This is a genomic window from Thermoanaerobacter wiegelii Rt8.B1, from assembly GCF_000147695.2.
In the GTDB taxonomy this organism is placed as follows: domain Bacteria; phylum Bacillota; class Thermoanaerobacteria; order Thermoanaerobacterales; family Thermoanaerobacteraceae; genus Thermoanaerobacter; species Thermoanaerobacter ethanolicus.
This window is the reverse complement of record NC_015958.1, coordinates 2,659,293-2,681,657: the sequence shown is the minus strand read 5'-3', so window position 1 is coordinate 2,681,657 and position 22,365 is coordinate 2,659,293. Positions and strand designations below refer to the sequence as shown.

Sequence of the window (22,365 nt, the reverse complement as noted above, 5' to 3'; positions counted from 1 at the left end):
TGGTGTATTATGAAATACTATTCTCACTATGATGAAGAGATGAAATATGAGAAACTGTTATATGAGCACTTGATAGAAGTAAAAAATCTATCAATTAATCAAATACCTGAAGAATATAAAAAAGCATATGAGATTATAGCATTATGCCACGATTTTGGGAAATATACATCTTATTTTCAAGAATATTTAAAAACTAAAAAGAAAACTTCCTTGTCAAATCACAGCTTTATTTCTGCAGTATTTGGGGGATATGTTGCAATTCAATATTATGGGGAAGAGAACATTCTTCCCCTTATCGTTTATAATACCATACTTCATCACCATGGAAATTTAGAAAGTTTTTCAGTCAATCTTCCAAGTAAATTTAAGGATGTTTCAAGAAAAGATTTCCCTTTAAATGTATCAGAAAAAATAGATATTTCTTATAAACAACTAAAAGACATGAGACAAAATTTATCTTTCATAATACCTGATTTTGAGAGACTAGGTTTAGCAAAAGAATTCAAACAGTTTGTTGAGGAAGAAAATGTTATAAAAGATACGTTAGCTATTCTTAAAAAATTGGAAGCCTTATCCATTAGGAGGCTAAAATCAGATGAAAATTATTTTATACATCAAATGCTTTATTCCGCATTAATTTCAGCTGATAAAATAAGTGCATCGAATACATATTTACCAGAAGAGTTATATGTAGATTACAAAACGTTGAATAAAATTAGAGAAAACCAATTTGAAATCTCTGAAAAGGACATAGATAAAATAAGAACAGAGATATTTAAAGTTGTTATAGAGAATCTAGAGAAAAATTATAATAAATCAAAAATATTTTCTATCACTGCTCCTACAGGTACAGGAAAAACAGTTACAGGTTTTTTTGCGGCTTTAAAATTGAAAGAATTATTAGGAGGTAATCGAAAAATAATTTATTCATTACCCTTTACCTCAATTATAGAACAAAACTATGGTGTTCTGTTTGAACTCTTGGAAAAACTCGACAAGTTTAAGGGAAATAGTAGTAGATATATAATAAAGCATCATAATCTAGCAATGATAGAATATGAAAGTGAATACAGAGACTATAAAAAAACTGAAGCGGAATTGTTAATAGAAAATTGGCAGAGCGGAATAATTATTACAACTTTTGTACAACTTTTGGAAACTCTTGTAGGAGCAAGAAATAGAATGTTGAAAAAATTTAATGCTTTAAAAGGTTCGATTATAATACTTGATGAAATTCAGGCTATCAATATAAAGTATTTCCAGTTAGTAGATTATATTTTAAATAAGGCTTCTGAATACTTAGATTTAAGAATAATAATAATGACAGCTACTAAACCGATGATTTTAAATGATGCAGTTGAATTACTTGATAATAATGAAAAATATTTTAGTATATTTAAAAGAACAAGGTTAATGCCTCAAATGGAAAAATTAACAATAGAATCTTTTATAGAAAAATTCAAAGAAAACTTAGAAGATAAATCCTACTTGATAGTCTGCAATACAATTATGCAGTCCTTAGAAATTTATAAGAGGTTAGTAGAATTAGGTCTTAACAGGGAAATATTTTATTTATCGACTAATATACTTCCTTTACATCGACGGGAAAGAATAAATAAAATAAAGGAGAAATTAGAGAAAGAAGAAAAAATAATACTTGTTTCAACACAGGTAGTTGAAGCAGGAGTTGACTTTGATTTTGATGTTGTTATAAGAGATTTAGGACCTATTGATTCAATTATTCAGTCAGCGGGAAGATGTAATAGGAATGGTAAAAAAGAGATTGGAGATGTGTATGTTTATAAGATGATTGATGAAGAAGAAAACCTGTTTGGCAAATATGTTTATGGAAATACATTAATGAATATTTCAGAAAATATACTAAAAAGATATGATACAATTATGGAAGAAAAATATTTTCAATTAATAAACGAATATTTTAGCATGGTGATGCAAAACAAATCTTCACAAGTTTCACGTGAGTTTATAAAGTCAATTGAAAACTTAGATTTTTCAGAAGGAGAATATGCCATAGATAGTTTTTCTTTAATAGAAAACAATCCAGGGTATTTTGAAGCTTTCTTTATATATGACGATGTAGCAGAAGACATTTTTAAAAAATATTTAAAACTGTCAAATATTAAGGATTTTAATGCTAGAAGAGAGGCATATTTAGAAATTCAGAAAAATATAAAAGATTATATACTTTCTCTTCCCAAAAAATATATTAATAATTTTCAACTGGATAAAGGTATTCCTTACTTACCTAAAGAAGGTATAAAGGACATATATGATTTTAAAACAGGATTTAAAAGAGATATAGATGATAAATATATGATATTTTAAATAAATGTCGTCGATGTCCAATAGTGCAAAAACGCCTGGAGATCGACGACATTTTTATTTTTCTGATTTTCATAAAGTAATTGATTTTATTGGACAATATGTTATAATAAAGTCAAGATACTTGACAGAAATTAAAAAATTGTAAGGTGTATAATGTGCTATTTATGCATGTTATAATAAGTTTTTAGCCTACCTATAAGGAATTGAAACACCTACTAAGCTGTCTAATTATCATCCAATTTTGTTGTTTTTAGCCTACCTATAAGGAATTGAAACATGTGAACTATTTCAAAACCGTTTGGTGTTCTCTGGTTTTTAGCCTACCTATAAGGAATTGAAACCCTTTCTAATTTGCTTACCCCATTTTAACGCTTCCTCGTTTTTAGCCTACCTATAAGGAATTGAAACAACCACTTGCTATTGCAAGCATGATGCCTTCAAGGTTTTTAGCCTACCTATAAGGAATTGAAACATGTTTCAAAAAAATCCTTCTCCTTTTTGTAAAAAGTTTTTAGCCTACCTATAAGGAATTGAAACCCTTACGTCACAACACAACACAAAGCCTTAACAGTACGTTTTTAGCCTACCTATAAGGAATTGAAACTCCCTTGTGATACCCAGTTTCGTAAAACACCTTCGAGTTTTTAGCCTACCTATAAGGAATTGAAACCTTTTAGAGAGGGTTCTTTTTTGTCTGTTTCTATTGTTTTTAGCCTACCTATAAGGAATTGAAACCCAACTTCACTGCTGCCTTTTACATTGCCTGTAGAGTTTTTAGCCTACCTATAAGGAATTGAAACCAATAAAACTAATTTACTCTCATCGTATATAAAACTGTTTTTAGCCTACCTATAAGGAATTGAAACCAGTGCCAGCACTATATGGCGGTTACCGGCTTTCCTCGTTTTTAGCCTACCTATAAGGAATTGAAACTAAACACTATGATATGGAACATCAAAAACGAATATAGTTTTTAGCCTACCTATAAGGAATTGAAACAAATTTGGAAAACATCGGACAGCTCTCTGCGTTGTGGTTTTTAGCCTACCTATAAGGAATTGAAACACATGTGGAGCTGCCCGCGTACTATGGATGAAACAGTTTTTAGCCTACCTATAAGGAATTGAAACATTTTTATTTTTTTATTTTCTTCTTTCAATTGTGATTAGTTTTTAGCCTACCTATAAGGAATTGAAACATTGATTTTAACGATAAAGACAACACAATATATTTAAGTTTTTAGCCTACCTATAAGGAATTGAAACGTCCTAAAAAAGTAGTGTTTAACTATGGTAATCATAGTTTTTAGCCTACCTATAAGGAATTGAAACATTGTGTTATCTGTCTGTCTGTCAAGCTTTTGCCATGTTTTTAGCCTACCTATAAGGAATTGAAACGTGAGTCGTGTGTCGTCAGTTTTATCTGACGACAAGTTTTTAGCCTACCTATAAGGAATTGAAACGCAAATATAGATAGATGGGTAGTTGGCGAAAATGCAGGGTTTTTAGCCTACCTATAAGGAATTGAAACGAGTATAAAATAATTTTCTCTTGCGTATGCTATAAGTTTTTAGCCTACCTATAAGGAATTGAAACATTTTATGAATTGTATATACAATTATAATTAGTACAGGTTTTTAGCCTACCTATAAGGAATTGAAACATGCAAAGAGATTAACGATGTAGAATGGTATTTTACCGTTTTTAGCCTACCTATAAGGAATTGAAACCTTTACTTTGTGGGTTTTTTGCGTTCATAATGTTTGCGTTTTTAGCCTACCTATAAGGAATTGAAACATGCCACCTTCTGCCCTCCACCTGTCCAGTATGGCCGTTTTTAGCCTACCTATAAGGAATTGAAACTAAAAAAATACTATGAAAAGGATGAACCTGTAGATTGTTTTTAGCCTACCTATAAGGAATTGAAACTTTCTGGTTCCCTCTCTTGTGGATTTTCTATGCTGGTTTTTAGCCTACCTATAAGGAATTGAAACTCCTTGTGCTTATGTGTGGTATTTTGATTCGACTGGTTTTTAGCCTACCTATAAGGAATTGAAACCTATTGTAAAATTTTGGTAATGTAAGATAAAAAAATAAGTTTTTAGCCTACCTATAAGGAATTGAAACGATATAAAGATGTTTTTATAACGGCAACACGTGGTACGTTTTTAGCCTACCTATAAGGAATTGAAACAAAGAAAAAGATATTACATTAAAAATTGCACTTAAAGGTTTTTAGCCTACCTATAAGGAATTGAAACATACAACAAATTAAAGAAGGACTAAACTTCAAATTAAAGTTTTTAGCCTACCTATAAGGAATTGAAACCATCTAAGTGTTAGCTGGCGGAGTGTGAAAGTTGGGAGTTTTTAGCCTACCTATAAGGAATTGAAACATTTTTTTCTTTGTTGATTATATTTTATCACTATTGTTTTTAGCCTACCTATAAGGAATTGAAACATCTACCAGCGCCACAGGTGCAGAAACAGGCAGCGCCGTTTTTAGCCTACCTATAAGGAATTGAAACAAGTTTTATCGAGAAGCGCTGAAACTTCTCCCCATGGTTTTTAGCCTACCTATAAGGAATTGAAACTATAGTTCAATTGATGATTGTATAAGCGACTTAATGCGTTTTTAGCCTACCTATAAGGAATTGAAACCAATCCTGGAGAAATTCTCTCCAAGATTGTTTTTTTGTTTTTAGCCTACCTATAAGGAATTGAAACGATAAACCAGTAAAAATAGGATTCGAAGGTAATACAGTTTTTAGCCTACCTATAAGAAATTGAAACTTTATAACATTGTATGAATATACTGTACCAACGCTTAAGTTTTTAGCCTACCTATAAGGAATTGAAACAAGACATGAAAAGCTTTGTTTAGTACTAGCACAGGTTTTTAGCCTACCTATAAGGAATTGAAACCTCCTACTTTGTTTATGCAAAAGCATATGGCATTTAGTTTTTAGCCTACCTATAAGGAATTGAAACATCTACCAGCGCCACAGGTGCAGAAACAGGCAGCGCGTTTTTAGCCTACCTATAAGGAATTGAAACCTGCATCTTTTTCATTTTCAGCTTCCACTGTAAATGTGTTTTTAGCCTACCTATAAGGAATTGAAACAGTGCTTCAGAACTAGCTTCGCTTCCGTCCATTTCAGTTTTTAGCCTACCTATAAGGAATTGAAACATTTCAAAACGTCTATAAGTTGTTAATTTAGCGTATTGTTTTTAGCCTACCTATAAGGAATTGAAACTTGGATGCCACCCCCAAAAAGTTTCATTGAAAATCGGGGTTTTTAGCCTACCTATAAGGAATTGAAACAACATAATGGTGTTCAAAAAATTGCAAGGGTAACATGTTTTTAGCCTACCTATAAGGAATTGAAACAGTTACCCCTCCTTTGGAAGGTCATAGTAAAATACTGTTTTTAGCCTACCTATAAGGAATTGAAACAGTGATGAATCCAAACTAGCTTTAGCTAATGCTATTCGTTTTTAGCCTACCTATAAGGAATTGAAACTACAATTCAATTGAAGATTGTATAAGTGACTTGCTGGTTTTTAGCCTACCTATAAGGAATTGAAACTTTCGTCTCTTGTGATTGTATACACAAAGCTGTTTGTTTTTAGCCTACCTATAAGGAATTGAAACTTCTTGATGTATATTTTCCCTGACTGTCCTAAAGGAAGTTTTTAGCCTACCTATAAGGAATTGAAACGGGTATGCAGCACCTAATACCCCTAAAATTTGTATTACGTTTTTAGCCTACCTATAAGGAATTGAAACTGCTAACGATTAATTTGGTGGTGATGAAAAAATGAAGTTTTTAGCCTACCTATAAGGAATTGAAACTACCATGAAAAATTTGAAGATGAGATGGGAAAATTTGTTTTTAGCCTACCTATAAGGAATTGAAACTGTCTTGTCCACCTTGATTTTGCTGCCTTCCGGGCTGTTTTTAGCCTACCTATAAGGAATTGAAACGATACCCCGAGGCATTCTGCGTAATCAACGGTGTATGTTTTTAGCCTACCTATAAGGAATTGAAACAACATTTTAGCGATTTTAGCAATTGTATGATACTTTTAGTTTTTAGCCTACCTATAAGGAATTGAAACTAGCAGAACAGGAAAAGAAAATAAAAGAGTTAGAACCGTTTTTAGCCTACCTATAAGGAATTGAAACCTGTACCTTTCAGCATGCTTTGTAATTTCTTCAACGTTTTTAGCCTACCTATAAGGAATTGAAACTATTCTTAGAGCAGGAATAAATCCTGCTTTTTATTTTGTTTTTAGCCTACCTATAAGGAATTGAAACACAAAAAACAAGCTCTCTGATGAAGAGATAAATGTACTTGTTTTTAGCCTACCTATAAGGAATTGAAACATGTATATATGTGTTGTTCCGTCCGGTTTTGTGTATTTGTTTTTAGCCTACCTATAAGGAATTGAAACCTGTGAAAAAGAATATACATGCAAGAGTGAAGCACCGTTTTTAGCCTACCTATAAGGAATTGAAACAATGTAAATTGTGGATTTAAACCTGTACGATTCAGCGTTTTTAGCCTACCTATAAGGAATTGAAACTACAATTTAAGATTTAAAAAATAAAAGAGGATTTTTGTTTTTAGCCTACCTATAAGGAATTGAAACCCTCTAAATAATACTCCGAGGGATAAAAGTCGCCTCCGTTTTTAGCCTACCTATAAGGAATTGAAACTCTTTTGTATAGAAATAATATTCAGCATCTGAGGATGTTTTTAGCCTACCTATAAGGAATTGAAACTGCTATTGCAACGTCTATTGTGAAAAAAGAAAGGAGGTTTTTAGCCTACCTATAAGGAATTGAAACTATATAAAGGAGGAGACTGATTTAATTATATAATTAAGTTTTTAGCCTACCTATAAGGAATTGAAACGACGGCACGTATGCTCTTGCACCTTCTACAGCAGAGTTTTTAGCCTACCTATAAGGAATTGAAACTTTCGTCTTTAGCATCTTTATATTCTGCTACAGTGTGTTTTTAGCCTACCTATAAGGAATTGAAACAAAAATTAATTATTACAGAAGATGGGACGCTAAAAGTTTTTAGCCTACCTATAAGGAATTGAAACACAGTTTTTGTTGATGTATAAGTAAATGTTTGTGTTGTGTTTTTAGCCTACCTATAAGGAATTGAAACAAGAAATCATTGTTGTTGATTATTTCTTCAAGCTGTGTTTTTAGCCTACCTATAAGGAATTGAAACATTGATTCCTGTTCGTTCTCTATTGCACAGAATAAACAGTTTTTAGCCTACCTATAAGGAATTGAAACTATGTTTAGATACTGGGCTGGTATTCTACAAGCAAAGTTTTTAGCCTACCTATAAGGAATTGAAACAGGTATGAAGGCCCTTCTACACGCACTATGCCGTCTGTTTTTAGCCTACCTATAAGGAATTGAAACCGGGGATAGCGGTGCTAAATGGTGCGATGGGCGGGGTTTTTAGCCTACCTATAAGGAATTGAAACTAACAGCTGCGACCTATTATGCTTGGGGAGCAGATAGTTTTTAGCCTACCTATAAGGAATTGAAACGTATCGACTTTGAAAATGGTATGGCAAAGGTTGCTACGTTTTTAGCCTACCTATAAGGAATTGAAACGAAAATGACAGGCTTGGGGTGATGGGCGGATGAAGAGTTTTTAGCCTACCTATAAGGAATTGAAACTTTTTTATCTTGCTAATTATATTCTATTACTATTATGTTTTTAGCCTACCTATAAGGAATTGAAACAACTTAAAATTGTATTACTATTGTAAAATCCTGAGAGTTTTTAGCCTACCTATAAGGAATTGAAACCAAGGTAATGATACGGGAATTCCTGGAGCAATACTGCGTTTTTAGCCTACCTATCCTGAAAATAGTGTCTCTCAAAAAGGCAACAAAAAACTAAACCCATACCGATGTAAAAATATGGGATAAATAAATGGTTAATAAAGTTAAATTAAAAGTTAAGACACTGCAGATTCGACCGTGACCTTAAGGCCTAAAGACTCTAGCTTTTTTACAGATTGACGAATAATCATATTACGCTTTTTCTCTTCATAATAAGTAGGACCTAATTCAATATATGGTTGCTTTCGCTTGAGAATATGATAAACTATAATTAAAATGCTATGTGCCACTGCAACTGCTGCTCGGTTTGCTCCTCTTCGAGCAGCGATGCGGTGGTACTGACTTGAGAGATAAGTATCTTTTGCCCTTGAGGCAGCCCTGGCAGCTTCAATAAGAGAGCTTCGCAATTTTTGGTTACCTTTTCGAGTTCTGGCAGACTTTTGTTTACCAGCACTTTCATTATGACCTGGACACAACCCTGCCCAAGAACACAAATGGGCAGCAGAAGGGAACTGTTCCATATTCGTGCCGATTTCGGCTATTATTTGTTCTGCGGTTCTTCTTCCGACTCCAGGGATTGTATCCAGCAGTGCCAGGTCTTTTTCAAAAGGGAGCATTCGATTTTTAATTTCTTCGTCTAATTTTGCTATTTCTTTATCAAGGTAATCAATGTGTCTAAGCTGTATTTCCAGAAGCATCCTTTGGTGATGATTGATCAAGCCTTTTAAAGCGCCTTTTAGTTCATCCATTTTATTTTTTAGCTTGCCTTGAGAAAGCTCAGCCAGGGTTTCGGGATTATCTTCACCATTTATAATAGCTTCAAGTATAGAACGACTGGATGCCCCGTTGATATCAGAGACTACGGAAGACAGTTTGATATTAGCTCCTTCTAAAACCTTTTGTATGCGATTAAGTTCTCTTGATTTTTCTTCAATGAGGCTTTTTCTATAGCGAACAAGCTCGCGAAGTTCTCTTTGTTCACGATCTGGCACAAAGCTGCCTTGCAAAAGGCCATGTTGCAAGAGACTTGCTATCCACTCAGCATCTTTTACATCGGTTTTTCTACCAGGGACATTTTTAATATGCTTAGCATTGACGAGTAGGATTTTAATGCTCTCAAGCTCAAGTAGATTGTAAATAGGTTTCCAATAAGAGCCGGTACTTTCCATAGCAACAACAGAACAACCTTTAGCTTTAATAAATTCTTTTAATGCAATAAGGTCATCGGTCATAGTTGAAAAAGTACTGATTTCTTTACCTTCTGGTGTTATTATACAAGCTACGACATTCTTTTTATGGACATCTAATCCGCAAACGTGAGAGTAAACTAAATCCATGAAAGAGCCAACTCCTTTTTTAAAATTTGAACGATAGCGACTGTAAAATTGAAGAGCTGGTGCAACAACCATAAGGGGTTATTCTATCCTGCGTGCTTCCCGTAAAGGGAGCAACAATCTGTGGTGCACCTGGTCGTTGGAGTCTGTCTATGAGTCGGGCTCAAAGCACCAAGGTAAGAACGACCTTTCTTCACCAGCCGCTGTACTGATTATATCATCAAAAAAGGACATTTTCATCCTCTGCTGGTGCCGCATTTGCGGCATGGGAGTCTATAAGGAATTGAAACTATCCATAGGTCCTGTGATCTAATTCATTTATAAACGGGGTGAGGATATGAAAAAGGTAGTTGCCATAGGAGGAGGAGAGATTTCAAAATTTGAAACTTTTAAGATAGATGAAGAAATAGTCAAACTAACTGACAAGGCTAAGCCAAAAGCCCTTTTTGTACCAACGGCAAGTGGCGAACCTGAAGCGTATTGTGATAATTTTGACTTTGTCTATGGTAAAATGCTTGGATGTGAGACAGATATTTTATTCTTGATAAAAGATGATCCTGATAGTTCACAGATAGAGAAGAAGATCTCATGGGCAGATTTGATTTATGTCGGTGGTGGTAACACAAAAAGGATGATGGAGATCTGGAGATCGAAAGGTGTCGATAAGACGCTTATCGATGCTTATCAAAGAGGAACGGTACTTTCAGGGTTGAGTGCGGGAGCCATATGCTGGTTCAAATATGGATTCAGCGATTCACAGAGATTTGAAAATCAAGAAAACTGGCATTACACTAAAGTTGAAGGATTAGGGCTTTTCGATGCAATACTATGTCCTCATCTTAACGAGGAAAATAGAAGGGAACTTTTTGAGAAATTCATGATAGATTTCGAAGGAGTGGGTATAGGACTAGAAAATGGTTGCGCAATTGAAATCGTAGACGATACTTTTAAAATCATAAATTCTTTTGAAAATGCACATGCCTATGTGTTCAGAAGAAGTGAAAATAAATTGTTTGTGGATGAAATAAGGCATCGTGATTATATTCCATTCAATTTGCTGATTTAAATATAACAGGTTTTTAGCCTACATATAAGGAATTGAAATTAGGTAAAGGCATATAAAACATGAAGAAGAGACTATAGTTTTAAACTTTTATTAAAATTTCAAACAAAATAGAAAGGTTAATTGAAAATAGAAAAGATTAAACATTTTTTAATGATGAACAATTGGAGGTATTTAAAAATTAGGTAAACCAATCGAAGATAGGGAATATTCAGATGACAAGATAATGAAGTTAGAGTCATTAATAGCTGATAAGTTTATGTATTCCGGTTTTGATGAGGATTGAAAATAGTTTAATTAAAAAATATAAAAAACTTTTATAGGTGATACTATGGAATTTGAGGTTACAGGGGCATTGATGCAAAGTTATACCATTTGTAAAAGGCAAGTTTGGCTTATGGCACATCAGATAGTGCCTGACCAAGAACATCCTTATATTGAAATAGGTAGGCTTATTGATGAAAATTCTTATCAAAGGGATAGAAAAAAGATTCATTTTGAAAATGTGGTATTAGACCTTGTGAGAATGGAAAAAGATAATATTTTAATTGGCGAGGTAAAGAAAAGTTCAAAAGCGGAAGATAGTGCAAAAATGCAGCTTTTATTTTATCTTTATAAGTTAAAACAAAGCGGTATAACTGCAAAAGGGCAACTTTTCTTTCCAGAAGAAAGGAAGAGGGAAGTAATAGAACTTACACCAGAATTTGAAAAAGAAGTTATAAAGGCAATTGAAGAAATTAAAGATATAGTGTATAAAGAAAAGCCACCTGCTTTTATAAAAATTCCATATTGTAAAAATTGTGGGTATAAGGAGTTTTGTATGTCATGAAAAAAACGATTTATATTTTTTCAGATGGGGAATTAAAAAGAAAAGATAATACTCTATTTTTTGAAGGAGAAAATGGAAGAAAATTCATACCAGTAGAAAATACTTCTGAAATAATGGTTTTTGGAGAAGTAAGCCTTAACAAAAGACTTCTTGAGTTTTTAACCCAATCAGAGATTATACTTCATTTTTTCAATCATTATGGATATTATGTAGGGTCTTATTATCCAAGAGAACATTTAAACTCAGGCTATATGATATTAAGACAAGCTGAGCATTATAATGATGGAAGTAAAAGGCTTTATCTTGCTCAAAAATTTGTCGAAGGAGCTTATAAGAATATAAGGCAAGTTTTGAAATATTATTCAAATAGAGGCAAAGATTTGGAAGATGTCATTTATCCCATAGAAAAATTAGGGGAGAGCGTTGATTCAACTTCTACAATAAATGAATTAATGGCAATAGAAGGTAATATTAGGGAATATTATTATAAGGCTTTTGATGAGATAATTCAAAACCCAGATTTTAAGTTTGACTTTAGAAGCAAAAGACCACCTCAAAATTTTTTGAATACATTGATAAGCTTTGGAAATTCTTTGATGTATACGACAACTTTAAGTGAAATTTACAAAACCCACTTAGACCCGAGAATAGGTTTTTTGCATGCGACCAATTTTAGACGTTTTTCTTTAAATCTTGATGTTTCAGAGATTTTTAAGCCTATCATTATAGATAGGACTATATTTACCTTGCTTAGCAAAAAAATGGTTACTAAAGAAGACTTTGAAGAAGATGCAGAAGGATTATTACTTAAAGAAAAAGGGAAAAAAGTATTTGTGCAGGAATTTGAAGATAAGCTTGCTACAACTATTAAACACAGGAATCTTTCTAACAATGTTTCTTATAGAAGACTTATAAGGTTAGAGCTGTATAAATTGGAAAAACACTTGATTGAAGAAGAACAGTACAAGCCTTTTATTGCACAATGGTAAATTTAGGTGATAAGATATGTTTTTAATTTTAGTCTACGATGTGAATGAAAAAAGGGTCAATAAAGTTTTAAAGACTTGCAGAAAATACCTTCATTGGGTCCAAAATTCTGTTTTAGAAGGCGAAATATCAGAAGCCAATCTTAAAAAACTAAAAATAGAGCTTTCAAGAATAATAGACAAAGATGAGGATTCAGTTATTTTTTATATTTTACGGACTACCAAATATTCTGAAAGAGAAATCCTTGGGCTTAGAAAAGGTGGAGAAGACATAATTATATAAAATTTACATTTCAAAGCAAACAAAGACAAAAATTGATAGTGTCAAGATACTGTAGGATTTTTTTAAGACAACCCCTGAAACTTAGTTAATTTCCGCCTTCAACTTATCATGCATTTTATATAACTTGCGCATATTTTATTGCTCTTAAAACCTTATATATTGGTGTTACTTTCCCTATATTCAAAACCGTAATATTATTTATTTTTTCATTTGTAGACGTTTTAACTCTCCTTACCGCCTCTTTTATTTGCTTCTTCGTTAATTTGTAGCTCCCTTCATTTATATTCTCTTTCTTACCCCATTCTATTTCTCTCAAATCTCCTCCATTCTTGCTGAATACTCTTAATTTCGCCATTAACTTTAATCCTTCTCTACTCCATCCTAATGGATTCCTACTTAATCTAGAAGAAAATACATGACTTATATGCCCTTCTGCACTGCACCCTATTACATCTTTGTCTTTACTGTATATCTCTACTCCTTCCCAATTATTTAGTATGTACCTCTTCGCCTCTTTTACCTTCTCTTTTTCTCTCTCTTCCTTTGTTACCTTTATTAGTTCATTAAATACCTTCTTTAGTTCTTCTTTATCTCCTTCATTTATTGCTCTCCATATCTTATCCCTGTATTTTGGCTCTTTCGATGTAGCTTTTAATACGTATTTGTTTAAATGATATCTGTCTAACACAAACCTTGATTTTACTATCCACTCTAATCCCTCTTTTATCCACGGCGCTCCATCTCCTGCTATGTATATTGTCATTTCTCAAATTAATTCAGCCCAAAACCGATAAAATTTTTCAGATTAAATAATCTTGTGATAAAATTAATGCTAAAGGAATGTGAAAAAAATTCATCACATTCTTTTAGCATTAATTTTTTAATTGGAGATGTTGTTTTATGCAAATAATTTTTCATGTTGATAACATTGAAGAATATTTGCAAAGAAGTAAAGATTACAATTTTCCTGACCCACCAGACAGATGCCCTCATTCTGACTGCAAGTGCAGAGTAAAACTAAAAAAGCACGGTTTTTACTACCGTTACTATTTAGATGGACCTAACTGTGTAAAAATAGCCATAAGAAGGTATATATGCCCTGTGTGCAAAAGGACTCTTTCCTACCTCCCTGATTTCTGTATTCCTCATTTTCAGTATTCTTTCAATATGATTGTAAAGTCTTTAAAAGAGACACTTACAAGAGAAAAAACTCTCAGTTCTTTCATAAATGACTTAAAAAGAAACTTCCCTACCATACTATTTTCAAGACAGCATATATATTTTTACACCAAAAGGATAATGAATAATTTAAGTTTTATCATATATGGATTAAGGCAAATAGACCCTTACATAAAGTTATTCGAGGTTAGTTCTCAAAGAGAGAGGGCCAGAGAGATTTTGGACATAATAAACATTGTACCACTCTTTTCCCAACGGTTTTATGCCCATTGCCAAAAATCATTTCTGGCCCCTCTCACATAATTTTAGCATTAAACATGAAAGATTTAAATAAAAATTTTGATTTTTTCTTAGCAATATAGCTTTTTCCTTTAATGTCCCCCAGATATGAGCTAAAATTACGATTAAGAAATCAAAAAAGTGAAGGGGGAACATATAAATGCTTGATGAAAAAGCGAGAGAAGCTATAGCATTAAAGAGATTTTCACTGATAAGTCCGGTGTTAAACGGACAGGTAAAAAATCAGAAAGAATATTTTGATGCTCTTTCCGATAAACCTATTGAGATACCTTATCTTGGAATGAGAAGATATACTCCTAAGACACTTAGAGGGTGGCTGTATCAGTATTTAAGAGGTGGTATAGAAGCGTTAAAGCCGGGTTATCGAAGTGACAGAGGCAAATACAGAAAGATAGACTTTGAACTTTCAGAGAGAATAAAGCAAAAGAAGCTTGAACATCCTGAAATGCCCAACAAACTTCTTTATGAGACATTGATAGGAGAAGGAATAATATCACCGAATAAAGTATCCCTTTCGACATTCTATAGGTTTTTGAAAAACATTCCTGTAAAATCTCTAGATAAAGAAAAAGAGGGTAAAACAAAGAGATTTTCCCATGAATACATCAATGAACTGTGGCAAACTGATGTCATGTATGGGCCATATATTAAAGAAGGTAAAACAAAAAGACAAACGTACCTTATTGCATATATAGATGATGCTTCAAGGCTTTGTACCTATGCTCGCTTTTACTATACCCAGAATTTTTTAGCTTTAAGAGACTCATTTAAAGAGGCGGTGCTAAGAAGGGGGATACCCAAAATGCTTTACACTGACAACGGAAAGATATATAGAAGCACTCAATTGGAATATATCTGTGCTTCACTAGGCACATCTCTTATTCACGCTGAGCCTTTTTCACCTCATTCAAAAGGAAAAATAGAAAGATTCTTTCATACGGTGAGAATGAGATTCTTAAGCACAATAGATCCTACCTCCGTAAAGAGTATAGATGAACTCAACATGATGTTTTTTAAATGGCTGGAGGAAGATTACAACAGAAAAGAACACAGCAGTATTGGCATGAGTCCTTTAGATTTTTTCATGTCACAAATATCAAGAATAAATATGTGTAACATAGATATGTTGAATGAATGTTTTCTCATAAGAGTAAATCGTAAGGTAAATAAGGATGCTACACTTAAAGTGGAAAATATACTTTATGAAACAGAAGAAAAGTTTAAAAATATGCACTTAGAAGTCAGATATGACCCTGAGTGGCTTAAGGATAATACACCGCTTCTACTTTATTATGAGGGCAAAAAAGTGGGGGAAGCGTATAAAGTGAACTTTCATGAGAATGCTAAAATTCCTGCTGCGTATATAAAAGGCAAAAATGACGTAAACGAAAATGAAGAAATAAGTGATTTTACCAAGCATAAAGTAATCTCTTTTAACGATATCATTGATTGAAAGAGAGGTGCCTTAAAGTGTTTACCCAATATTTTGGAATGAAATTTAATCCATTTTCTAAAGAGATAAGTGTAAACGACCTTTACATAAGTGAAGACATTGCTGAATTAAATGCCAGGTTAAAATATTTACAAGAAACAAGGGGTATAGGACTTATCGTTGGGGAGGCCGGTTCAGGTAAATCTACTGCATTAAGAAGATATGCTGAAAGCCTCAACCGTTCTACATTTAAACCATGTTATTTCGCTTTATCTACACTTACAGTGAGAGAATTCTATCAAGCATTGGCTATGATTTTAGGCGAAACACCCTCATACAAAAAGTAACGCTCTTTTACCAGATACAAAGAGCGATAACAGAACTTTACTATAGCCAGAAAATAACTCCTGTCATAATATTAGATGAAATACAACTGGTTTCTAATGATGTTCTTGAAGATTTGAGAATAATATTTAACTTTAATATGGATTCTAAAAACCCGTATATATTGATACTTTCAGGACAACCACACATAAGAAACAAACTAGCTCTCAATGTAAACAGTGCACTAAGGCAAAGAATTTCTATAAAATATGTGATGCAAGGGCTAAAAAAAGAAGAAATTCAAGATTATATAAAAACAAGAATGAAAATAGCCGGAATGATGGATGATATATTTACACCATCAGCATATGAAGCAATATATTCCCTAACAAAAGGGCTCCCAAGGATAATAAATAACCTGGTAACAGCTTCTTTACTCTATGCGTATTCTAAAAGGCTAAGAGAAATAGACGAAGAAGTAATATACCAGGCACAAAATGAAATCAGTTTATGAGAGTAGCACTTTTTGTGTTACTCTCAATTTTATTATATATTAATTAAATAAAATTTCAATAACAGATATTAACATATTTTGGCGGTAATGCTCTTGGAAAGTGAAAAAAATTTTTAATCAGGCTGTAATAATTTGAGAAAAAATACTTTTATGCACTTAAAAAATGCCATTATAATTTGAAAATCTTTGGAGATTTAATTTGAGAATTGACAGTATATCTTCTCTATCTTCTCTTCCTTGTAATTTTCTTCTATGTAATTTGCTACATCTATCCATATGTCTTCAGCTTTCTCTCCTACGTATGCCTTGTAATAGACATTCTTCAGTACGTTCCTTCCGTTTTTCTCTTCTCTACCTTCATGTATGTATACTAATCGTGGAGTTTCATCTCTCCCGTCCTGTAAAGGTACATGGTCCTCGTCTGCCTCTATGTATAATACCTTTACTTCTTTCTTCTCTTTTATTTCTCTCTTTACTTCTACTTCACCTACTTCCCTTATTGCGTTTAATACCGTCTGTTTACTTAACTCCTCTGGACATGCTTTTTTACTACTTCTTTCATATGATTCTTCTATCGCGTTTTCTACTAACTTTATCTTTACTCCCTTTTCTATCCTATCGTGCCGCCCTATCTCTAATGCATCATCCACCAAATATGTATATCTCCCATCCTGCCTAGATTTGTAATATGTCCTCTCATATTCAATATCTCCAAGAATTGTCGTTAACCTCTTTTTATCTTTTCTTTCTACTATCCATTTTTCTTTCCTTCTCTTGTCTTCTTTTATTATCCTATCTAACTCTTCAATAATTGCTTCTATTACTTCACTACCTAGTTTGTCCGTGATTTCCTTTATTCTTGCTACAAGTCTTGTAATATCCATTCCTTCGTTTAATAAATCACCAAAAATTTCTATCACTTCTCTAGTGAAATTTAGAGCATTTTGTAGTATAATATCTTCAAAAATATATTTTTTCACAAGAGACACCCCTTTCTGTGATGTTTTGTTTCCTATTTCTATTTTATCACAGGGGTTGTCTCTTGTTTTTTTCACTTTAAAAATCCTACGATAATTTTACACTATCCAAAAATTTAACAAAGCAGGAATTGACTATTTTGTGTCGAATTTAATAGTTATGAACATTATTTTAAAATACACTGCTCAAAAGGAGTGATAAGATGGAACTTACAAAGCCCATAAAAATAGGCAATTTAAATTTAAAAAATCGAGTAGTAATGGCGCCTGTTAAAACGGGTTATGCTACACCAGAGGGACAGGTTACAGAAGAGCTAATTCAATATTATGTAAATAGGGCAAAAGGGGGAGTAGGTTTAATTGTTTTAGAGTCAGCATATATAGATCCTTCAGGAAAGGAAATTCCGCGTCAATTAGGTATTTATGATGATGCAATGGTAGAGGGGCTTCGCCGCCTTATTACCCCCCTACAGGAGGCTGGTAGCAAAGTTGCAGTCTACATCAATCATGCGGGGCGAATAGCAAATCCAATGGTAACTAAATTACCCCTTATCGCACCTTCTCCAATAGCTTGTCCAACTATTGGAGTTGAACCACAAGGAATACCTCATGAGGACATAAAGAAATGGCAAAATACTTACGTAAGAGCTGCTGTCAGAGCTTATGAAGCTGGTGCAGATGCATTGGAAATTCAATTTGGACATGGTTATCTTATTCACCAGTTTTTGTCACCTTATACTAACAAAAGAGAGGACGAATATGGTGGCAGTTTTGAGAATAGAATTCGCTTTGGGATGGAAATATTAGCTGAAATAAAGAAAGAGATAGGTGTTGATTTTCCAATTATTGTACGCATTAGTGCTGATGAACTTGTGCCAGGGGGTTGGACATTAGAGGATGCGATCCGTCTTGCTAAAGCATTAGAAGATAAAGGTGTTGCTGCTATTGATGTTTCTTTAGGAAGTAGCTGTGAGTCTGGTGCTATTACATTGCAAACTTTGGGAACACAAAAAGGATTAGCATGGGAATTTGCTTCAAAAATAAAAGAACAGGTCAATATTCCTGTTATCGCTGTTGGGCGAATCAATACTCCAGAATTAGCAGAAGAGATATTGGTATCAGGTAAAGCTGATTTAGTTGCTCTTGGACGTCCTTTGGTTGCTGATCCGCTATTTATAGAAAAAGCTACCTCAGGACGCAGCAAGGAAATACGCCGTTGTGCCGCTTGCCACCAAGGCTGTTTAGATGAATTGAGAGCAGGACGCCGTTTTGGCTGTAATTTCAACCCATCAGTTGGCAAGGAGGAGGAAATCGAAATACCAAAAGCACCTCAACCTGGAAAGAAAGTATTTATCATTGGTGCTGGACTTGCAGGCTTGGAAGCAGCTTATACTGTTGCTGCAAGAGGACATAAAGTATACATTTATGAGGAAAAAGGAGAGATCGGAGGTCAAGTTTTGCCCGGTTCTGTTCCTCCTCATAAAGAAGAATTGAAAGGCATCGTGGAATACTATAAAGAAGTGCTTCCAAAGCTCGGTGTTACTTTAAATCTTAATCATAAAGTTGTAGCAGAAGAAGTAGCAAAATGGGAGGCTGACGAAGTCGTCCTTGCGACAGGAGGACAGCCAATTGTACCACCTATTCCCGGACTTAAAGAATACGGCTTTTTGACAGCTGTGGAAGTATTAAGAGGAGAAAAACAACCAGGCAATAAGGTTGCCATAATTGGTGGCGGCTTAATAGGCATGGAAACTGCTGATTATCTCTCAGAACAGGGCAAAGAAGTTATGGTTATTGAGCTTTTGGAGGAAGTAGCAAGAGATATGGGAGTTTTTGAAAAAAATCTCATTATGAAGCGCTTAAAAGAACGGGGTGTTGAAATTTATGTAAAAACTCGTTTAAAGGAAGTAGGAAAGGTGCTTTTGGTGGAGACACCTGAAGGGGAAAAAGAGCTGCCACTTCCCGATACTATAGTTTTAGCCGTAGGTTTAAAACCAGATCCTTCTCTTTACGAAGAAGTCAGTAAAGTTTTACCACAAGAAAAGCTCCATGTTATAGGAGATGCTAAAGAAGTGAGAAAGATTGTCCACGCTATTTCTGAAGGACGTAATTTAGGTCTTTCCATATAAGATGGATTACTCCCCTCTTATATTTTTAAATTATCAACTTATCCACAAATGTATGTGAATATGTTGATAATTTAATGTTGAAAGTCTTTCTGCTAGAATTATGAGGAATTTTTGAGCTATGAAAAATTTGCACACAGATCGAATGTGAATAATTACTTTTCTTTTAAAAAGAAAATTTCTTCACTTGCCTTAGAAAAATTGTTATAATTAATTGTGATAGCAAAAGAAAGGGGGATACCCGCAATGCGGGTATATGGGCTATGAAATTTTGCTCCTTAAGGTCAGGAAGTAGTGGAAATGCTATTTACATAAATCATAAAGATGTACATATACTTGTTGATGCGGGCTTAAGCGGTAGAACAATTGAAAAAGCATTACTTAACATAGGGATAAACCCTAAAAGTCTATCTGCCATTCTTATAACTCATGAGCATAAAGATCATATTATCGGAGCCGGGGTACTTTCAAGGAGATACAATATACCTATATATGCCAATAAAGCTACATGGGAGGTAATGGAGAAAGACATAAAAGAAATTTCCGAAAAAAACAAACTCTATTTTACCACAGGAGAAGAATTTGAAATTGGGGATGTAAAAATAATGCCCTTTAAAAAGTCTCATGATGCCGTGGAACCGGTAGGTTTTTCCTTTAAATGTGGAGATAAAAAAATTTCCATTGCTACTGATTTAGGATACATGACGAGAGGTGTTGCAAATCATCTTATAGGTTCCGATATAGTACTTTTAGAAGCAAACCATGATATAGAAATGCTTATCAATGGTTCATATCCATGGCCTCTTAAAAAAAGGATTTTATCTAATTTAGGGCATCTTTCTAATGATGCTGCAGCAGACACTCTCATGAAGCTGTTTAAAATGAAAGCGATAGGAATAGCTTTTTTAGGCCATTTAAGCCAAAATAACAACAGACCAGAACTTGCCTTTGCGACTGTTACAAATGTACTTAAAAAATCAGGAGTAAAATTTGAGGTGCGTATGGCTTTAAGAAATATTGAAAGTGATTTAGTAGAAATATAAACAGGGCCTATTTTGCGAGGCCCTGTTTTTGTATCTTTATTTTAGCTGTTGCTTTTGTTGAGCTAGTTTGCTGTGATGTCTGCCGTATGAGAAGTAAATAATCAATCCTATTATAAGCCATACTATAAGTCTTACCCATGTCTCCCATGGGAGAGATGCCATCAAAGCACCTACAAATATAATTGCCAAAAGAGGTGTCCATGGTACACCAGGTGCTCTGAATTTTCTTGGCAAGTCTGGCTGTGTATATCTTAGTACTATAACCGAAATGGATACAAGTACAAATGCCAGCATAGTTCCTATATTAACAAGTTCTGCTATAATTCCTATTGGTAAAAAGCCTGCTACTAAAGAAGTTGCTATTGCTATAAGATATATAGCCAAAGTAGGTGTTCTAAATTTTGGATGAAGCTTTGAAAAAGCAGGTGGAAGCAATCCATCACGGGACATTGCAAAAATTATTCTTGTAGAACCATATGTCATAACCAACAAAACTGTCGTAATACCTGTTAACGCACCAATGGATACAAGGCCCCTTGCCCAGTTCAAACCTATTATGTTAAGAGCTTTAGCAACAGGTGCTGGGTCATTTAACCGGGCATACGAAACTACACCAGTGAGTATTGCAGCAACAGCTATATAAAGAATAGTGCTAATGCCGAGAGAACCCAATATTCCTATTGGTAAATCTCTTGCAGGATTTTTTGTTTCTTCAGCTGCGGTTGAGACTGCGTCAAAACCTATATAGGCGAAGAACACAATTGCTGCACCTGTAAAAATCCCTTTCCATCCATAAGGCATGAATGGATGCCAGTTTACTGGTTTTACGTGCCATACTGCAACTACTATGAAGAAAAGTACGACAAATACTTTAAATGCAACTGCTATATTATTGACAGTAGCACTTTCTCTTGTACCTATATATACAAGTGCAGCCACTAATAATAAAATGCCTATTGCCGGCAAATTTATAAGTCCTCCTGGACCTTGCCAAGCAGAATGAGCTGCCCAATCAGGAATATTTATTCCTATACTTGCAAGAAGGTTAGTAAAATAACCGGACCAGCCTAAAGCTATTGCTGGAAGTGCAAAGACGTATTCAAGTATTAAGTCCCATCCTATGATCCACGCAAAGATTTCTCCTAATGCAACATAGCTGTAGCTATAAGTTGAACCTGCAATTGGGAACATTGATGCGAATTCTGCGTATGAGATTGCAGCAAAAGCACAAGCCAAACCAGCCAACACGAAAGAAAGTATAATAGCAGGTCCCGCATGTTCTGCTGCAGCAACCCCAGTTATAACGAAAATACCAGTACCTATGATTGCGCCAATACCTAATGCAACAAGGTCAATTGCTGTTAATGATTTTTTTAGTTTGTATTGTTCGCTTTCTGTATCAGCTAATATCATTTCCAAAGTTTTCTTCCTAAAAAGTCCATTTGAATTTGTCATTAAGCTACCTCCTCGTATAATTAATTTTAAAGGCAATAAATTTGTCTCACTTCTTAAAATTTAATAAAGCAAATTTATAACTGGAAATCTTTAATATTCTCATCTTGTCTAAAATCTTATCTATTGCCATGAATCCGTAATATTGCGCAATATGCAGGATTCATGGCGCGGCCGTCTCATCTTTTTTCGGCCTTATTATTTACTTTTGAGATAACTTGTAGCATTATTATACTGTAAAGTTAATGTGGGACAGGCTTTCGTCCTCCATGCGGCTTGACCGCTCTTTTAAGT

Annotated in this window: 11 protein-coding genes, 3 pseudogenes and 1 CRISPR repeat array; of the genes and pseudogenes, 10 read left to right on the top strand and 4 right to left on the bottom strand. The window is 33.9% G+C overall.

Going from position 1 to position 22,365, the window contains the following annotated elements; genetic code table 11:
* Positions 1–9 precede the first annotated feature (9 nt).
* Positions 10–2,346 (top strand): CRISPR-associated helicase/endonuclease Cas3, encoded by a 2,337-nt coding sequence (locus tag THEWI_RS13070; RefSeq protein ID WP_009052108.1) that lies wholly within the window; start codon positions 10–12, stop codon positions 2,344–2,346.
* A 180-nt stretch (positions 2,347–2,526) separates the two neighbouring features.
* A CRISPR array of direct repeats spans positions 2,527–8,193; the repeat unit is 30 nt; unit sequence GTTTTTAGCCTACCTATAAGGAATTGAAAC.
* 152 nt (positions 8,194–8,345) lie between these two features.
* Here THEWI_RS13070 and THEWI_RS13065 read toward each other — a convergent pair.
* Positions 8,346–9,566, bottom strand: a complete 1,221-nt coding sequence (locus tag THEWI_RS13065) for an IS110 family RNA-guided transposase (RefSeq protein ID WP_014063727.1) — start codon at positions 9,564–9,566, stop codon at positions 8,346–8,348.
* A gap of 334 nt (positions 9,567–9,900) precedes the next feature.
* Here THEWI_RS13065 and THEWI_RS13060 point away from each other — a divergent pair, with 334 nt between their 5' ends.
* The 4 genes from THEWI_RS13060 to cas2 all read left to right on the top strand — a co-directional run bounded on the left by THEWI_RS13060 (position 9,901) and on the right by cas2 (position 12,724).
* The gene (locus tag THEWI_RS13060; RefSeq protein WP_014063726.1) at positions 9,901–10,629 is read left to right on the top strand and encodes a peptidase E; all 729 of its coding nucleotides are present in this window, start codon (positions 9,901–9,903) and stop codon (positions 10,627–10,629) included.
* Positions 10,630–10,957: 328 nt separating this feature from the next.
* Positions 10,958–11,455, top strand: a complete 498-nt coding sequence (gene cas4 / locus THEWI_RS13055) for a CRISPR-associated protein Cas4 (RefSeq protein ID WP_014063725.1) — start codon at positions 10,958–10,960, stop codon at positions 11,453–11,455.
* On the top strand, positions 11,452–12,444 hold the full coding sequence (gene cas1b / locus THEWI_RS13050; protein ID WP_014063724.1) for a type I-B CRISPR-associated endonuclease Cas1b: 993 nt from the start codon (positions 11,452–11,454) through the stop codon (positions 12,442–12,444). Before cas4 ends, cas1b begins: the two co-directional genes overlap by 4 nt.
* A 16-nt stretch (positions 12,445–12,460) precedes the next feature.
* On the top strand, positions 12,461–12,724 hold the full coding sequence (cas2, locus tag THEWI_RS13045) for a CRISPR-associated endonuclease Cas2 (RefSeq protein WP_003871087.1): 264 nt from the start codon (positions 12,461–12,463) through the stop codon (positions 12,722–12,724).
* Between the two features lie 115 nt (positions 12,725–12,839).
* Here cas2 and THEWI_RS13040 read toward each other — a convergent pair.
* Positions 12,840–13,481 (bottom strand): annotated as a pseudogene (locus tag THEWI_RS13040) (ISLre2 family transposase); the annotation flags it as partial.
* A gap of 143 nt (positions 13,482–13,624) precedes the next feature.
* Here THEWI_RS13040 and THEWI_RS13035 point away from each other — a divergent pair.
* The 3 genes and pseudogenes from THEWI_RS13035 (at position 13,625) to THEWI_RS13025 (ending at position 16,473) form a co-directional block, all read left to right on the top strand.
* Positions 13,625–14,206 (top strand): DUF6431 domain-containing protein, encoded by a 582-nt coding sequence (locus tag THEWI_RS13035; RefSeq protein ID WP_014062373.1) that lies wholly within the window; start codon positions 13,625–13,627, stop codon positions 14,204–14,206.
* Between the two features lie 136 nt (positions 14,207–14,342).
* Positions 14,343–15,656, top strand: a complete 1,314-nt coding sequence (locus tag THEWI_RS13030) for an IS481 family transposase (RefSeq protein WP_014063723.1) — start codon at positions 14,343–14,345, stop codon at positions 15,654–15,656.
* Positions 15,657–15,673: 17 nt separating this feature from the next.
* Positions 15,674–16,473: pseudogene (locus THEWI_RS13025) on the top strand (ExeA family protein).
* A gap of 212 nt (positions 16,474–16,685) precedes the next feature.
* Here THEWI_RS13025 and THEWI_RS13020 read toward each other — a convergent pair.
* Positions 16,686–17,453 (bottom strand): annotated as a pseudogene (locus THEWI_RS13020) (UPF0236 family transposase-like protein); the annotation flags it as partial.
* A 200-nt stretch (positions 17,454–17,653) separates the two neighbouring features.
* On the opposite strand from THEWI_RS13020, the gene THEWI_RS13015 reads away from it, so the two are divergent.
* Both THEWI_RS13015 and THEWI_RS13010 read left to right on the top strand, forming a co-directional pair.
* Positions 17,654–19,579 carry an NAD(P)/FAD-dependent oxidoreductase gene (locus THEWI_RS13015; protein WP_014063721.1) on the top strand — a complete coding sequence of 642 codons (1,926 nt, stop codon included), beginning with the start codon at positions 17,654–17,656 and terminating at the stop codon, positions 19,577–19,579.
* Positions 19,580–19,839: 260 nt separating this feature from the next.
* On the top strand, positions 19,840–20,619 hold the full coding sequence (locus tag THEWI_RS13010; RefSeq protein ID WP_003871085.1) for an MBL fold metallo-hydrolase: 780 nt from the start codon (positions 19,840–19,842) through the stop codon (positions 20,617–20,619).
* A 36-nt stretch (positions 20,620–20,655) separates the two neighbouring features.
* Here THEWI_RS13010 and THEWI_RS13005 read toward each other — a convergent pair whose 3' ends face one another.
* Entirely contained in the window at positions 20,656–22,074 is a 1,419-nt protein-coding gene (locus tag THEWI_RS13005) for an amino acid permease (protein WP_014063720.1), read from the bottom strand.
* Positions 22,075–22,365 lie beyond the last annotated feature (291 nt).

What these genes read in the sequence shown, in the direction of transcription:
- THEWI_RS13070 (WP_009052108.1), top strand. Translation starts at nt 10, where the DNA reads ATGAAATACTATTCTCACTATGATGAAGAGATGAAATATGAGAAACTG.
- THEWI_RS13065 (WP_014063727.1), bottom strand. Translation starts at nt 9,566, where the DNA reads ATGGATTTAGTTTACTCTCACGTTTGCGGATTAGATGTCCATAAAAAG.
- THEWI_RS13060 (WP_014063726.1), top strand. Translation starts at nt 9,901, where the DNA reads ATGAAAAAGGTAGTTGCCATAGGAGGAGGAGAGATTTCAAAATTTGAA.
- cas4 (WP_014063725.1), top strand. Translation starts at nt 10,958, where the DNA reads ATGGAATTTGAGGTTACAGGGGCATTGATGCAAAGTTATACCATTTGT.
- cas1b (WP_014063724.1), top strand. Translation starts at nt 11,452, where the DNA reads ATGAAAAAAACGATTTATATTTTTTCAGATGGGGAATTAAAAAGAAAA.
- cas2 (WP_003871087.1), top strand. Translation starts at nt 12,461, where the DNA reads ATGTTTTTAATTTTAGTCTACGATGTGAATGAAAAAAGGGTCAATAAA.
- THEWI_RS13035 (WP_014062373.1), top strand. Translation starts at nt 13,625, where the DNA reads ATGCAAATAATTTTTCATGTTGATAACATTGAAGAATATTTGCAAAGA.
- THEWI_RS13030 (WP_014063723.1), top strand. Translation starts at nt 14,343, where the DNA reads ATGCTTGATGAAAAAGCGAGAGAAGCTATAGCATTAAAGAGATTTTCA.
- THEWI_RS13015 (WP_014063721.1), top strand. Translation starts at nt 17,654, where the DNA reads ATGGAACTTACAAAGCCCATAAAAATAGGCAATTTAAATTTAAAAAAT.
- THEWI_RS13010 (WP_003871085.1), top strand. Translation starts at nt 19,840, where the DNA reads ATGAAATTTTGCTCCTTAAGGTCAGGAAGTAGTGGAAATGCTATTTAC.
- THEWI_RS13005 (WP_014063720.1), bottom strand. Translation starts at nt 22,074, where the DNA reads ATGACAAATTCAAATGGACTTTTTAGGAAGAAAACTTTGGAAATGATA.